The organism is Fictibacillus terranigra, from assembly GCF_030412265.1.
GTDB classification, from domain to species: Bacteria; Bacillota; Bacilli; order Bacillales; family Fictibacillaceae; genus Fictibacillus_C; species Fictibacillus_C terrinigri.
Genome location: NZ_JAUHLN010000010.1, coordinates 17200 through 31562, shown reverse-complemented (window position 1 = coordinate 31562; position 14363 = coordinate 17200). Strand labels below are relative to the sequence as shown.

Annotated in this window: 15 protein-coding genes; 3 read left to right on the top strand and 12 right to left on the bottom strand. The window is 41.1% G+C overall.

Going from position 1 to position 14363, the window contains the following annotated elements:
* Window positions 1-969: 969 nt before the first annotated feature.
* Window positions 970-1305, bottom strand: a complete 336-nt coding sequence (locus QYF49_RS24235) for a 2Fe-2S iron-sulfur cluster-binding protein (protein ID WP_290402163.1) — start codon at window positions 1303-1305, stop codon at window positions 970-972.
* A 172-nt stretch (window positions 1306-1477) separates the two neighbouring features.
* Between QYF49_RS24235 and QYF49_RS24230 the strand changes: the two genes are divergently transcribed.
* Window positions 1478-2284 carry an aspartate dehydrogenase gene (locus QYF49_RS24230; RefSeq protein ID WP_290402162.1) on the top strand — a complete coding sequence of 269 codons (807 nt, stop codon included), beginning with the start codon at window positions 1478-1480 and terminating at the stop codon, window positions 2282-2284.
* Window positions 2285-2316: 32 nt separating this feature from the next.
* Here QYF49_RS24230 and QYF49_RS24225 read toward each other — a convergent pair whose 3' ends face one another.
* The 9 genes from QYF49_RS24225 to QYF49_RS24185 form a co-directional block, all read right to left on the bottom strand.
* Window positions 2317-2988, bottom strand: coding sequence for a GntR family transcriptional regulator (locus QYF49_RS24225; RefSeq protein ID WP_290402161.1), 672 nt, complete (start codon window positions 2986-2988; stop codon window positions 2317-2319).
* Window positions 2989-3068: 80 nt separating this feature from the next.
* Complete coding sequence (locus QYF49_RS24220; protein WP_290402160.1) at window positions 3069-3605, bottom strand: chromate transporter; 537 nt, start codon at window positions 3603-3605, stop codon at window positions 3069-3071.
* The gene (locus tag QYF49_RS24215; protein ID WP_290402159.1) at window positions 3602-4198 is read right to left on the bottom strand and encodes a chromate transporter; all 597 of its coding nucleotides are present in this window, start codon (window positions 4196-4198) and stop codon (window positions 3602-3604) included. Before QYF49_RS24215 ends, QYF49_RS24220 begins: the two co-directional genes overlap by 4 nt.
* Window positions 4199-4268: 70 nt before the next feature.
* On the bottom strand, window positions 4269-4748 hold the full coding sequence (locus QYF49_RS24210) for a GlcG/HbpS family heme-binding protein (RefSeq protein ID WP_290402158.1): 480 nt from the start codon (window positions 4746-4748) through the stop codon (window positions 4269-4271).
* A 20-nt stretch (window positions 4749-4768) separates the two neighbouring features.
* Window positions 4769-6229, bottom strand: a complete 1461-nt coding sequence (locus tag QYF49_RS24205) for an aldehyde dehydrogenase family protein (RefSeq protein ID WP_290402157.1) — start codon at window positions 6227-6229, stop codon at window positions 4769-4771.
* A gap of 94 nt (window positions 6230-6323) precedes the next feature.
* Complete coding sequence (locus tag QYF49_RS24200) at window positions 6324-7043, bottom strand: iron-containing redox enzyme family protein (protein ID WP_290402156.1); 720 nt, start codon at window positions 7041-7043, stop codon at window positions 6324-6326.
* A 120-nt stretch (window positions 7044-7163) separates the two neighbouring features.
* On the bottom strand, window positions 7164-8633 hold the full coding sequence (locus QYF49_RS24195) for a hypothetical protein (protein ID WP_290402155.1): 1470 nt from the start codon (window positions 8631-8633) through the stop codon (window positions 7164-7166).
* A 39-nt stretch (window positions 8634-8672) separates the two neighbouring features.
* Window positions 8673-9434 carry a creatininase family protein gene (locus QYF49_RS24190; RefSeq protein ID WP_290402154.1) on the bottom strand — a complete coding sequence of 254 codons (762 nt, stop codon included), beginning with the start codon at window positions 9432-9434 and terminating at the stop codon, window positions 8673-8675.
* Window positions 9435-9471: 37 nt separating this feature from the next.
* Entirely contained in the window at window positions 9472-9804 is a 333-nt protein-coding gene (locus tag QYF49_RS24185) for a 2Fe-2S iron-sulfur cluster-binding protein (RefSeq protein WP_290402153.1), read from the bottom strand.
* Window positions 9805-10052: 248 nt separating this feature from the next.
* Between QYF49_RS24185 and QYF49_RS24180 the strand changes: the two genes are divergently transcribed.
* Window positions 10053-10385 carry a hypothetical protein gene (locus tag QYF49_RS24180; RefSeq protein ID WP_290402152.1) on the top strand — a complete coding sequence of 111 codons (333 nt, stop codon included), beginning with the start codon at window positions 10053-10055 and terminating at the stop codon, window positions 10383-10385.
* 70 nt (window positions 10386-10455) lie between these two features.
* Here the strand turns inward: QYF49_RS24180 and QYF49_RS24175 are convergent, their stop codons facing one another.
* Entirely contained in the window at window positions 10456-11685 is a 1230-nt protein-coding gene (locus QYF49_RS24175) for a hypothetical protein (RefSeq protein ID WP_290402151.1), read from the bottom strand.
* Window positions 11686-12210: 525 nt separating this feature from the next.
* Window positions 12211-13020, bottom strand: a complete 810-nt coding sequence (locus QYF49_RS24170; RefSeq protein ID WP_290402150.1) for an alpha/beta fold hydrolase — start codon at window positions 13018-13020, stop codon at window positions 12211-12213.
* Between the two features lie 953 nt (window positions 13021-13973).
* Here QYF49_RS24170 and QYF49_RS24165 point away from each other — a divergent pair.
* Window positions 13974-14294, top strand: coding sequence for a hypothetical protein (locus tag QYF49_RS24165; protein ID WP_290402149.1), 321 nt, complete (start codon window positions 13974-13976; stop codon window positions 14292-14294).
* Window positions 14295-14363: the final 69 nt, after the last annotated feature.

The window sequence follows — 14363 nt, the reverse complement described above, 5'->3', positions numbered from 1 at the left end:
TGGCTGTTCCCCCATGTTATTATCGGTACAGCTTGTAATTAACTTATGCTAATTCTGGCTTTATTATACCAATTCTATACCCTTGATTCAATTCCTTCCTCTCCTGGGGAGTACTTCTGAATCAAAAGGGAGAAGTTAATGCCATATCTTGATCACAGCCGTAAGCTGGTCGCTCCTTTACCTGATTTTAAAAAAACGGTATTCATCATTCTATTATCTCCAATATTTTGGGTAGGTATATATCTCTATATGTAATATAACAAATCTTGTTTGTTTTACCCTATACGCAATAGGGGCACCAAATACTAGCGTTGAATTATTCACTAAGTTTTATTAATGTGATTCCTTTCTTTACTTTAACTTATGCTTCTAAAGTTGACAATAATATTATTACGTTAATTCATCATCTCTTTCGAAGTAGAGCTTACTAACGGTTCACACAAAGAAAAAACTCCTCTTTATGATTTTTTATATTTATTGTTGAGAATGCTTACCCTTTCAGTTGATTCCTAACGAGGTTCAATAGCAATTTGGTATACAATTAGTAAAATAAATAAAAAATACTACCCGAAATTATAAAAAAATTAACAAACGGTATACCATTTGACTGAATGATATTGATAATCAATTAAAAATGGATTATAATGAAATTAATCTTTTGGTGGGGGGATTCTATATGTTCCATTATTTATTTTACTCTACAATAGTCCAACAACTAGCCGATCGCAAATTTCAGAATTTATTTAAACTCATAAAATAGAAAAAATCCGCCGTCAAATGGCGGATTTTTCTTTGCTCCGATAAGTAAACGAGTGAGAATAAAAAAGTTTATAATGTGCTTGTTTTCCGCAAAAAAAGCATGGTTGCAATGGTAAAATCTTTTTCACGTGAGGAGCATCCAGCTTACCGACACCATCCACGATATGTTTTTTACATACGAGCACGGCTTTTTCATCCCTTTCATTCATATTACTTAGTAGCAATCATTTTGACGATCTTTCTCTTCTGCACCATTTTGGTGATTTTAGGGTCCCATGACAATGAAACATCACCATTTATAAATGTCTGGCAGCCCAGCCGATACCCTTGTTCCAAAAGCTCTTCACCTAGTTTTTTTTTCTCTGCAGGTTTCACTTGATCCACATTTTCTAAACCTCTTTCAATTTTACATACGCATGTCCCACATGTTCCCCCGCCACAGCGGTTTGGAAGATCCCCATCATAGCGCAAGGACATTCTCAACACACTTGAATGATCAGGTACTTCAAACTCTTTATCACTGGTAATAAAATGAAGTTTCGGCATGATTTTAAACCTCCTCATTTTCTTATGGTATACAATATACCATTAACTACCCTATAAAACAATGAGTTTTTATAATATTTGCACTATTTTTGCGATTTATATTGACCCTGTCCTCCCATCGGTTATACTTTTAGTATACCAAGTACTGATTCTGTGAAGGTGGGTGTAAAAGTTGATAAATGTTGGTCTCATTGGCTACGGAGCAATCGGTCAGGATATTGCTTCCTATTTTCAAGATTATTTTAAAGGCGAGGCCACCTTGAAAGGAATCCTCGTTCGATCCCCTGAAAAGATACGGAATGTTCCTAACTCAGGGTGTATACTTACGAATAACGCAGATGAATTTTTTGCAAGCGGGTTGGATGTCATTATCGAAGCAGCCGGCCATAATGCCCTGGAGTCATTAGGAGCAAAAGCTTTGGCATCTGGTGCCCATCTGATCATCGTTTCGGTGGGTGCTTTGAGGGATGAAACCCTTTTACATACTTTAAAAGAAACCGCAAAGACGAATGGAACCAAATTAATCATTCCATCTGCAGCCATTGGCGGCCTTGACCGGATAACAGCGGCTTCAATGGGAAAGTTGGAAAGTGTAACACTAGTCACAAGAAAACCCCCGCGGGCTTGGAAAGGGACCTTCGTTGAACAGAAAGTCGACCTTACATCCCTAGAGGAGCCGGTCTGTGTGTTTGAAGGAAACGCCAATGAGTCGGCCATGCTTTTTCCTCAAAGTGTGAATGTATCCGCTGCACTTAGTCTCGCTGGCCTTGGATTTAAAGAAACAAAAGTGAAGGTATACGTGGATCCTACTATCGACAAAAATACACATGAAGTCAGGGCTATTGGGGATTTCGGCAGCATCAAACTTGAGGTCCAGAATACACCTTTTCCTGAAAACCCAAAATCAAGCTATATTGTCTCCATGAGTGTCATCAAAGCTTTGACCCATTTGTTTTCGCCAGTGGTGATCGGCATTTAAAAAAGGGCAGGAAACGAAATAATCTTCGTTTTCTACCCTTTTTTATTTTGTTTCACATAATTAATGTAGGCTCTCTTTGAATTTTCGATATGGATTTTTGTTAAGTACTCTCCCATTTCCACATCTTTATTCCTTACCGCCTTCATGATTTCTAAATGTTCTTTCATGGATTCTTCTTTTCTCCCTGGCGTCTCATAACTCGTATTGGAGAAAATTCGAATGTAATCTGTCAGGCCAGTCAACAATTCGTATAGCTTGGGGCTCTTTGCCGCTTTATGCAGGATCTGATTTGTATCCAAATGAAGCTTCGACACTTCCGCTTCTGTTAACCCATCCAAATTTTGCAACTTTACGATGACCTGATCGAACTCCAACTGTGTTTTGTCATCCATTTTTTGAGCAGCAAGCTTTGCAGCCAGCACTTCCAAAGATGATAAAATCGTAAATACTTCCACTACCTCGTCTTCACTGATCCGTTCGACCACGACTCCTTTACGAGGAACCGTTTTCACAAATCCTTGTGACTCCAAGCGGAAGAGCGCCTCACGTATAGGCGTTCTGCTGATGTGAAGCTTGTCAGCCAATTCCCGTTCAACCAGCCGGTCGCCCGCTTTGTACTCGCCATTTAAAATCATATCCTTTAAATAACGGTAAGCCCGTTCACGTATTGAGAGTAAGTCTTCCTCCACCCACTTGCTTTGCATTTTGCTACTCACCTACTGTCTAAAAAATTGTATACCAATTATATCTTGTTTTATCTAAAGAAACAATATTTCCAATGTTTTCATATGTGGGAGAGAAAAATCCCGCCATAAAATAGGGAAGCGACAATAACGACAGCTGGGTGAATTTTTATCTTTTCCATGGCCACGTAGCTACCTGCAGCGAGCAAGATCAAGTGCAGCCAGCCCATTGACTCAAAGGCAGACAATAAAAATTGGTATGCCAATACGGCTAGGAGTATAGCAATCACCGGTTGAACGGACCGTGTCATCCATTTGATCTGCAAGGCGTCTTTAAAGCGGCTTTGAAACGCAAACAAAAGTATGACCGCAATTGCAGAAGGACCTATGGTTGCGAACAATGCCAGTATAGACCCAAACACTCCCCCTACCTCATATCCAATGTAACCTCCCATTTTTGTTGCAATCGGGCCGGGCAAAACATTGGCCATAGCCAGCAAATCACCAAATTCCTTATTAGTCATCCAGCCATAATGCTGTACCACTTCATTTTGGATCAACGGAATTGTGGAGGGCCCCCCTCCATAGCCAAGCAAGTTAGCGACAAAGAATGCCCAAAAAATATGTAAATAGATCATAGTTGTCGTTCCCTTTCTTGCATCACAGGAGCCTTCCATCCTTGATCTTTCTTAATCTTATAGGTTGATAGAATAAATGCACCTACTAAAAACAGGCCAATGACAATACCAGGATGCAGGGAGATCCCTTGAAGCAGCAGGAAAGACACAATTGCAAACACGGCCATCCACTTGCTTCCCATCGTTTTTTTGCTCTTCGTTAAAAATTGAAATGCTAAAACGGCAAGCATTACACCAATGACCGGGCTCACTCCGGTTACCATTCCTTTTACGACCGGGGAATGCCGAAACGAATATAAAAATCCAAGAAGGACCATCATGGCAAGGCTCGAAGGGAGAATATGGGCCAAGATGGCTACAGCCGCTCCCGCTGAACCCTTCACTTTGAAACCGATATATGCTGCCATTTTCGTGGCGATCGGACCTGGAAGGGTATTCGCCAGGGCCAACGTTTCACCAAACTCATCTTCATTCATCCATTTGTATTTCTTTACGGCTTCATATTCAATTAATGGAATAATCGAAGGCCCGCCTCCATAACCTGTAACTCCTGTCCTAGCAAAACCAACAACTAAATCGAGATACGTTCTCATTTAAATCCCCCTCCGAGAAATAACAGTAATCAACGAAGGGCTGCCTCCATTAACTTGGCAGCCCTTTCAATTATCGTTTTATATCAGCGGTTGCCACTACGTCATATCCGTCATTGGAGAGATGTTCCTTCAATGCTTGAAGAGCAGCAACACCAACCGTTGTATCCTGTTCACCGTTGCCTCCGCTAATGCCTATTCCTCCAATGACCTCACCATTGACCACGACAGGGAATCCCCCTACAAAAATAGCAAACTTTCCGTCGAGCATATGCTGTATACCAAACGCTTCATTTCCTGGTAAAGCAGGCCCGTTCGGTTCTTTATTAAACAGATGTGTGGACCGTTTGTGGCCGGCAGCCGTGTATCCTTTGGCAATAGCAATTTCTGGACCGGTAATCCTCGCGCCATCCATCCTTTCCAGGAGAATGGGGTATCCGCCATCATCGACAACGACTATCGTTTCAAGCACATTGATTTCTTCTGCCTTTTTTTTAGCCGCTTCCATCATTATTCTTGCTTCCTTCAATTCAAGTTTCATAGTCTTTTTCATGATGTTCCCCCTGTCCCATTCTAATGTCCAAAATAAACGGTTTTGGTTTGTGTAAAAAATTCCAGGCCCACTCTTCCAGATTCACGGAATGTCGACGTGCTTGATTTTTTAATACCGCCAAACGGTGCATTCATGAGATTGCCCGTAGTGGTTCGGTTGGATTTTACGGTCCCGGCTTCGGCTTCCTTTACAAAGCGTTCGATATAGTTTAGCTGTTTGGTCACAATGGAAGCGGAGAGACCGTATTCCACATTATTTGCAATCGAAATGGCTTCTTCGTAATCATCGGCTTCAATTACACAGATCACAGGGCCAAAAATTTCTTCCTGTTCGATCCTCATCCCGGGAGTTACATCGGTAAAAACTGCCGGGCTTACATAGAATCCTTCATCATACCCTGTACCCGTTAGCTGTTCTCCGCCACAAAGCAGCATCGCGCCCTCATTTTTCCCAATGTGTATATAGTCGAGAACATTCTTTAATTGCTTTTCATTGGCCAGCGGCCCCATAGATACCCCTTTTGTGAACCCATCGGCAATCTTGAGCTCTTTTGCCTTCTGAACAAGCCGGTTCGTAAATTCTTCTTTTATACTTTTCATAACAATGGCTCTGCTCGTACCTGTACACGCCTGCCCGCTTAAACCAAACCCTCCATTCACTGTCAATTGGACGGCTTCATCCAAATCGGCATCCTCCATTACGATCAGCGGGTTCTTGCCCCCAAGCTCCATCTGTGTTCTCGTTGTTAGTGATACTGAACGGTGGATTTGTTCTCCTGCATTCGTGGATCCGGTGAATGTGACTCCCCTGACCGCGGGATGTTTGACCAAAATCTCCCCAATTTCTCTTGAAGAGCCGGTGACATAATTCAGCACGCCTTTAGGAAGACCGGCCTCATGCAGTGCTTCCACCAATCTGTAACCGACCAATGGAGAGTCGGAAGATGGCTTAAACACAACCGCATTACCGGTTATCAATGCAGGGGCAATCTTTCTGGCAGGGATGGATAAAGGAAAGTTCCAAGGCGTAATGACGGTGATTACTCCTAATGGTTCCTTTACGGTATAAACTCTTAGATTGGGGTCATCGTTTGGAAATGTTTCTCCCGTATAGCTGACACCCTCCACTGCATAATATCGCAGGGTTTCCGCAGAGCGTTTTACTTCATTTAAACTCGCTCCAAATGGTTTTCCTACTTCTTTTGTCAGTTCTTCAGCAATTTGCTCGGAGCGGCTGTCCAGAATATCAGCTGCTTTTGTTAACATGGCCGCGCGCTTGGTAGGTGCAGTACTAGACCAGGAGCGGAAAGCCTCGCTTGCTGCATCTAACGCCTTTTTTGCCGTATTCTCACTTGATGCTTGAAAATAACCGACAACTTCTTTTTTAGCTGCCGGATTAATGCTTGGAAATACACGTTCTTCGGTCAGCCACTCACCATTAATATAGTTTCCAAAGGATTTTACTGCTGTAGTTGTTGGCACGGTGTTACCTCCTTGCTTCAATTAAAAATGAGGGCAGTTCCTCTCTATTGGAGAAACTGCCTGATATTTGCTTGTTTACATGAAAAACATCGGCTTAGGATTGGACGGTTTCAAGGTCCTTAGCTACATATGTGTTATAGAGGCCGTCCATGTACATCCTGCGCATTTTGGCTCCTGTTCTAACGACATCCAGACATTTTTGCTGCAATTCTACCGTGTCCGCACACTCCAGAACGATTTTGTAGCCCCGTTCCCCATGAATCTCATCAGACACAATATGTAAATCAAAAAATTCAATTTGTTCGTCGTCAAATCCATATTTCTCTCTTAGTATTGGTGTTTGCTTTCGATAGATATCCGGGACCTGGGATTCTAGTCCAACGACCAGGGCAGCAGTTGCAACGACGAAATTTTCTCTCATAGCAATGGAGTAACACCAGCTTTGCAATCCTAATGTGGTAGGAGCCATGTTTTCTGGATTCTCCACTCTTTCCCGGGTTGTTCCGCACGTTTCCGCAAAACGGATCAGAAGATCGGTATGCCTGTCTGCTGCAAGTTCCTCTTCATACATGTTTTGAAGGGTAAAATCCTTCGCTTCTGTGTACTTCTCCGGAGTATGAGCGTAAATATAAGCTAGATAATCAGCAAATGGTCCGACATAGTGATAGTGGTTCTCTGCCCATCTGGCAAAATGCTCCCGTGATAGTTTTCCAGTGGCCCATGCTTCTGTAAAAGGCGCCTTTTGACTATGATTGCCCTTGATTGCTTCCTCCAACTGTTTACGAAACTCATCTTTTGTTAATAATTCAGCCATTTTTAACTCCTCCTTTAAAATAGTTCACTCGGTATATTGTATTTGGTATACCATTTGAGTTTATACTAACCCTGCCTACTGACCGCTGTCAATAACTTTATTGAATTTTCTAACTATTGTTTACCAAATAAGTAAAGCGGCTAACGTAGCAACACATAATCCAATGATGACCGGAAAGAAATTCTTTCTCGCTAGCTCAATGACTGAGACCCCACAAAAACCTGCAACAGCCACTAAGGAAGACCAGGCAATCAACGTTCCCCCGCCCGTCCAAACAGCACCCATTTGACCGATCGCAGCAAGCGTGGAGGGATCAACACCTGTCCCATGGTGAAGGGCTCCCGACAACGCACCAGTCAAAGGCAAACCGGCAAAACCAGCACCATCTAAACCCGTTATGATTCCAATAACTAAAATACCAAACCCTGTGATAAATCCGCTTTGGGGAATAAGGTTCTGGGCCGATTGAACAATATCAAACAAAAAAGCAGGTTTAGAAGCATCGACTGGGAGAGAAAGTATAGCGGAAGCAAAATCACCACTGCCCAGAAAAAAGAATCCTGCAATTGGGATAACAGGCCCCATAGCCCGAAAAGCGAACACAAAACCATCCGTAATATGATCACTAATCTTCTCAAATGCGTGTAATCTTCCAAAGGAAACACTGGCCAGAACAAGAAGAACAATGGCGACACCCCCTATAAAAGCGGCTCCGTCCCCGCCTTCAAGGCCGGTCATCTTACTCCCGGAAAATTTCACGGAGAACATATAAATCATAACTGCTAGCATGGAAAGTGGAACAACCACAGCAAAGATACTTCCCCATCTGTTCCGCTCTTTTTCTGACACAAACATTTCAGACGCGGCTGAAACTTCAGATTTAATTTCCTCTTCCATTTTCATCTGGTCATTAGACATGCTGTCAATTAAAGATAGATTAGGAGCGTAATTAGGCTGTTTGATATTTTTCCTTTCTCTAACATACGTAATTCCTAGGGCTGTCAAACCTGTAATAAGGGAAAGAAATAGAACCTTGGAAGCGACAGCAGCAGTTGGAATGCCGGCAGCTTTCGCGCTAAGCATGGGAGCTACCTGCATAATATAATCGGATGACAACGCCATACCCTGGCCTGCCATAGCAACCGCCATCGCTGCAGCCATAGGGGGAAGGCCTGCTCTTACCGCAGCAGGAACCAGCAGTGCACAAATTAAAGGTACCGCTGGGGTCGGCCAAAAAAACAAAGATACAACATAAGTGATTAGCGCGAGGCAAAGAAAAGCAATATGACCATTAACCATGATCTTTTGAACAGGAGCAATCATTTTTTGATCGGCTCCTAAGTCTTTAAGAGATTTGAGCAGAGCAACCATAAACGTAATGATCAAAAAGATACTGAATAACTCTTTTGCGGCAACCAAGTTTGCATTAAACACTGCCTTCAGACCGCCAACGAGCGATCCTGTGTAAATACTGGCAACAAGTAAAGTTCCTAATAGCGTCGGTAAAACAATGCCCTTTCGAAAAAGCATGATAACAATAACGGACACTGTAACAATTGCATACATACCATGTGCAAGTGTCAAAGTCATACCTAGCACCCCTCTATTGGTTGAAAGTAGGTGATTCTACTAAGCCTTAATGGTCGTGCCGATAATATCTTTTAATGTTAGTTCTAAATTTTCTAGCGCTTCCTCTACTATTTCTCTTCCAATATCTTCTCTGCTTTGAGTGGCATCGCCGATACATCCATTCGCTGTCATTTCCTCATATTGATAAGGACCCTGTACAGGACTGTTAGGGCGAAGATATTTCCAAGTCCCTTCTTTGATCGCCCCTTTTTGGAGCTTGTCCAATCTTACAATAGAAGGTGCCAGATAAAGGGCTTCAGATACCTCCCGTTCACAGCTGTGACCAAATAGTGGAGAGTGAATATGGCGTTGAATCGAATGTTTTGCAGATCCAGTCGTTTTTGCGAAATAGATCTTTACACCTAGTTTTTGCGACAATTCCGTACTGGCAACACTTAAGGTAGACTGGTTGCCTCCGTGGGCATTTAACAATAAAAACTGAGTGATACCGTGCTGCTTTAAAGAATAAACGATGTCATGGATAAGTGAAATTAAAGTGGACGGTTGAAGAGCGATAGTTCCTGGAAAGTTCAAATGATGGGATGAAACGCCCATATTGATAGTAGGAGCAACAACGGCATGGGGATATAGTCTTTCTCCCAAGCGAATGGCCATTTTTTCAGCTATAACCGCATCACAGTTCTCGGTAAGATGCGGGCCATGTTGTTCATGAGCTCCAATAGGTATAATCGCCAGATCAATGGTGGATAGAGCGTGCTGCACTTCTGGATACGTCATATCTGCTAAAACATATACACTCAAACGACATCTCCTCCTATACATTGGGGGTTAGTAACCATTAACGATTGGCTGCTGTGGAATATTGTATACCTTTTGTGTTAAAATTTTTTTCTTGTACTAATTCCAAATCTCCTTTAACTGTAAGCTGGCACGTTAAACGAAATCCCTCTTCTAGGAGTTTCCCTAGCATTTTTTCCTCCTTCCAATTCGGCGGATCAAGGGTTTCAGCGCCTTTAACCACTTTAGATACGCATTTGGTACACTTCCCCATTCCACAACCATAACGCAGTTTTGGAAATTCTTTAATACCAGCCAAGACTACTAGGTTACTATTTTCCTTTACTTCTTGTTCATACAATTGGCCATCCTGAAGTAAACGAACAAATGGCATACAATCACCTCTCTCTTAAGTGTTAAAATGTTATAATTTTCTGAAACTTGTAAATATAGTTTTGATTATAACGAAGGATTTTTTACTTGTAAATGCTAAATATGAGCAAAAAAATAGAAAAAACACGAAAATCAATCTATTTAAATATTCTAAAAACTATTGATTCGGATTATTTTCAGAGGTAAGATACCTATATGGTATACAAAATACAAAAGATAGTGAAAAATACTTTAAGCTGAGGTGATTCTATGGGCAAGTATATTGTGTTAACAAACAAAGACACGTATCAAACCACTGTAAAAGGGGAAGGACTGGAGCCGGTCGAAACCTATGATTTCTACTTTTTTGATAAAGTAAAAGCAACTTACACGATTGCCAAAGTTACAAACGACAATGTAAAAATTCAACTCTCTGAACATTATGAAGGAAGAGAGTACGTCAATCAGATCAGGGTAAAGTTCTTTGAAACGTTTGATACGGTAGAAGCTGCAAGAGAGGAATTGAACGAACTGGTAGCGGCTTCGGGTTCGGGCCCTGACTCTAAATATTCCAAACTTGTACTCGCAGAACCTGTTTCCTAATCATTTCTCAGTGGATAAACACAACATCATACTTAAAAAAGGACTTTCCAAATGGGAAAGTCCTTTTCATTTAAATCATTTGTAAAAAGAGTAAAAGAATCATCAAGAGTATGAGATATGAAAAGGTAAAACCGGTATTCCAATTGGATATGCGGTAAGGACTTTCATCCGTAATTGAAGCCATCATTCCAATGGTAGCATTAAAAGGTCCCATTAAGAAGGCTCCCACCGCTCCTCCGAGCATCGCCAACGTCAATAAAGAAGTGGAAATGTGGAGAGACGACGGGTCTAAAGCTTCAGCCATCAAAGCAAGCCCAACTGCCGGGTGTAGACCCGTAAACGCTAAAACGAGAGGAACCAACGGAATAAGAATTAAAAAAAGAAGGCTCCCTACTTCTTCCTTTACCATCAGTAACCCCTGGTTGAAAAAGTGATCAACATGAGAGAACTTCATGGAAGATATAAAAAAACCGGCAGACAAGAAAATGACAAACTGTCCGCTTAATTTTAGGATATGAGAGGAAAAATGCTCTTTTAGCTCTTTTATGAACGATTTCCTCTTTCCAAGAAAGGCGCTCCAACAAAAAGCAAAGGGAATGACGAGTAAGCTAACAATGTAAAGAAAATCAAACGAAGATTGAAAGTCTGCCAAGATCACCAATCCATTAAATAGGGCAATGGCAATCAATATTTGAAAGAACTTTCGGCTCCCTGCTTGTCCTGCTTTTTCCAATAAACCGGTCGCTACCTCATTTTCTCCTTTTAACAGGTTCCGATATCTTTTTCGAAAGATCATGGATGCAATGAACCAATCCAATAAGAGGCCGGCTACACTTAACGGAATGAGATACTTCAACATCGCTACCCATGATACACCGGTCATATCGACCACTATCCCTACTATAGGAGTGACCGGTGTCCAAAGCAAAGGCATGGCAAAGCCATGGGTTATCGCTCTGCTCATAAATCGTACTTCATGCTGAACCTGATAGGTGGTGACGGACGAACGAACCGTATAGTAGGTCATAGGCAAACTCGCGAGATTCATAAAACTGCTAAAAAAATAAGATATTCCGGAAGTGAGAAAGTACAATTGTTTGGAGTTGTGAATTCTCCTGAAAATAAGTTCTTCAATGGATTGAACATAATTACCGATTTGAATAGGAACTGCCAAGATTGGGACCACCGCAAATAGCGCGAGTAGATTCATCATTGGTCCGAACGAAAGTACGTAATCTTTCGTTGTTGCTCCGTTTGTGGCTAACATTAAAATTCCGCTGATCAAAAAGAAACTACTCATGATTTGAATAGCCCTGGATACCTTGGTGAAAGTTACAACCACAACGCATAAACTCACGAGGGATAAAGTGAATTGCAAAAAGGGAAATGGATTTACTATAGATAGTAAATAAAGAATAATGGATAGCCAAAAAAGAAACTTTCTCATAATATCACCAAGTTGTCATATTTTTCTGAAATTATATAATAAAAGTTAGAAAAAGGAAAGTGAAATCGGTCAGACAAACAAATAAACAATGGGAAGTTGTGTGATCTTCTCAGTTATCTGTCCTCACATTTCTCCATTTGAACCAACCATTGAAAAAGTTATCTCTTTATACATGGATTAAGTAAGAAGATATCCAATTGTGTCTTTAGTCGCATTATGATTCTAAATCCAATATACTCTCCTCCAACCACTACCAAAAAGGTTTGTATAATCAGAAAAAGCCACCACCCTTTTATCATTAGAGAAGATAGCTTTATTCACAGCAACGATTGATCCAATATACTTCGATGATACTCTTAACTAGTATTAACCAATTCCTTATGCTTCTTCGTACGCTTTTTCTTGTATATTTAGAAATTCAATAACAGACCTATTAAAGTAATCTGGCTCATCAACATTCGAAAGGTGCCTTCCCTTCGGAATTATGCGTAGTTCAGCCTTTGGAATTTTACTTACTATCAATTTTGATAGACGAATCGGGGTCTTAAAATCCTCTTCACCAATCAGAACCAATGATGGAACGGCTATCCTACTTAATTGTTCTTCTAAATTCACACGAAAACAAGACTCTGCAGAAGATTCATATATGCAAAGAGGCATTTCTGAAATGGCTTGTCGTAACGAGTGACGTATTGCTTTGGCTGAAGGCGAATTAGAAAGCGTACTATCCAGATATGTATCTGCATATTGGTCCATACCCTGTTCTTTGGCAACTCCAGCCGTTAACTCAATTTTTTCTGATACTGAAGAAGGACTAATCTTAGCAAATGTATCAGCCAAAATTAAATTTTGTACCCGCTCTGGGTATTTGAGCGTAAAGGCTATTGCCATTACCCCTCCCATAGAAACTCCGCATAAAATGGATTTTTCTATTTTTAAATGATCTAGTAAATGAAGGAGATCTGTAACCCAATGATCAACACTTACTCCATTGTGACAGGACGATTTCCCATGACCACGAATATCTGGGACTATAACGTTGTAACCTTTTTCAGAAAATGCCTCAACCTGGTATTTCCATATTCGATGATCAGTTCCTAAGCTATGCAGGAGTACGATCGTTTTATCAGACTCCCCCGATTCTAAGTGGTAATATATTTCTTCACTTTCTATTCTTAAGTATGGCATAATAGTTCCTCCCTTTAAAAATTTATTAAGCGATCTCTGTTAGATTTAAAGAGTCGTCCTAACATCATTTTGCAACTTCGAAAACATCCTCTGACCAATCCGGCACCGCATTATGCCCAATAATGTTTGTTCTCCATTTTCGCAATTTCTTCTGACTGTTACTTTTAAAAATCAACTTTTACTTCACTATAGGATTTGTCGGTAAATAGAACTTCTTACTCATATTCCTTTACATCGCTTTTTTACCATTAAAAAATACTTCACTCTTTTTTTATTTTTCTAGAATGATATCTATCGTTTGTGGTTTAACAACGAAAGATACCGCCATAAAACAATGAATATTACGAAATATTCTGTCAATAAATAAAATTATAACTTATAAACTAAAAATGCGGCTACTAATGTTATTTATGCATAATTTAAACCCAAAAGGAGACATGCTTATACATGTCTCCTCATCCCGAAGGATGCGGCAAACCTTTAATTCTTAATTTGTGTAATGTTCCCTTTTCCAACTCCTGGAGTAAAGACATATAGACAAAATGCTTATACCTAAATTAGCCACTACAGCACCTTTAATAGACTGTGTACTGCCTAATTCCATGTAATTTCCCATATGAGAGAGTACCCCATAATTTTCTAAATCATTTTCAACAATGGTACGAGTCCCTGAAATCTTCTCCCGCCAAATCATTCTTTCAAAGGATACTTCCTCGATCCCAACCGTATAGGGACAGTAACTTGGGACAACCACGTCCCATATTTTATTTTGAGGGTACTTTTCCAGAAGAAACGTTTGTGTTCTGGCGATTTCTCAGCTCATTAAACCCGTAAAAGAAAGTAGGAGGTTTTTTTATTGAATGAAGAATTCAAGTGGGATCTTCAGGGGCTGCACACTGATGGTGTAAAGGTCAGCAATGTTACCCCGAATTATCCCCAGGACCAAGAGATGAGTGATCCCGCTCGTCTATGTGTTGGCCTTGGCATTGGTTTCTGTGTTGGTGTATGTGGTGGCTTTGGTGTATGCGGTGGTTTTGGTGTATGCGGTGGCTTTGGTGTATGCGGTGGCTTTGGTGTATGCGGTGGCTGTGGCGGCTGTGGCGGATGCTTTGGCCGTTGCGGTGGTTGTGGCGGCTGTGCCCGTTGTGGCGGCTGCGGTGGTTGCGGAGGTCGTTGCGGAGGTCATCGCGACGGTCGTTGAGCTCCGACTCACATTAACAGGAATTCAAAATGGTTTGCCCTGCATATCCCTCTGTGGGGCTTTTTTTGTTTAGACATAAAGGACACAAGGCATCCATAGAGTTAAATAATGTAAAAAATGTGGAGCTTTCTGAAGAGGAGGG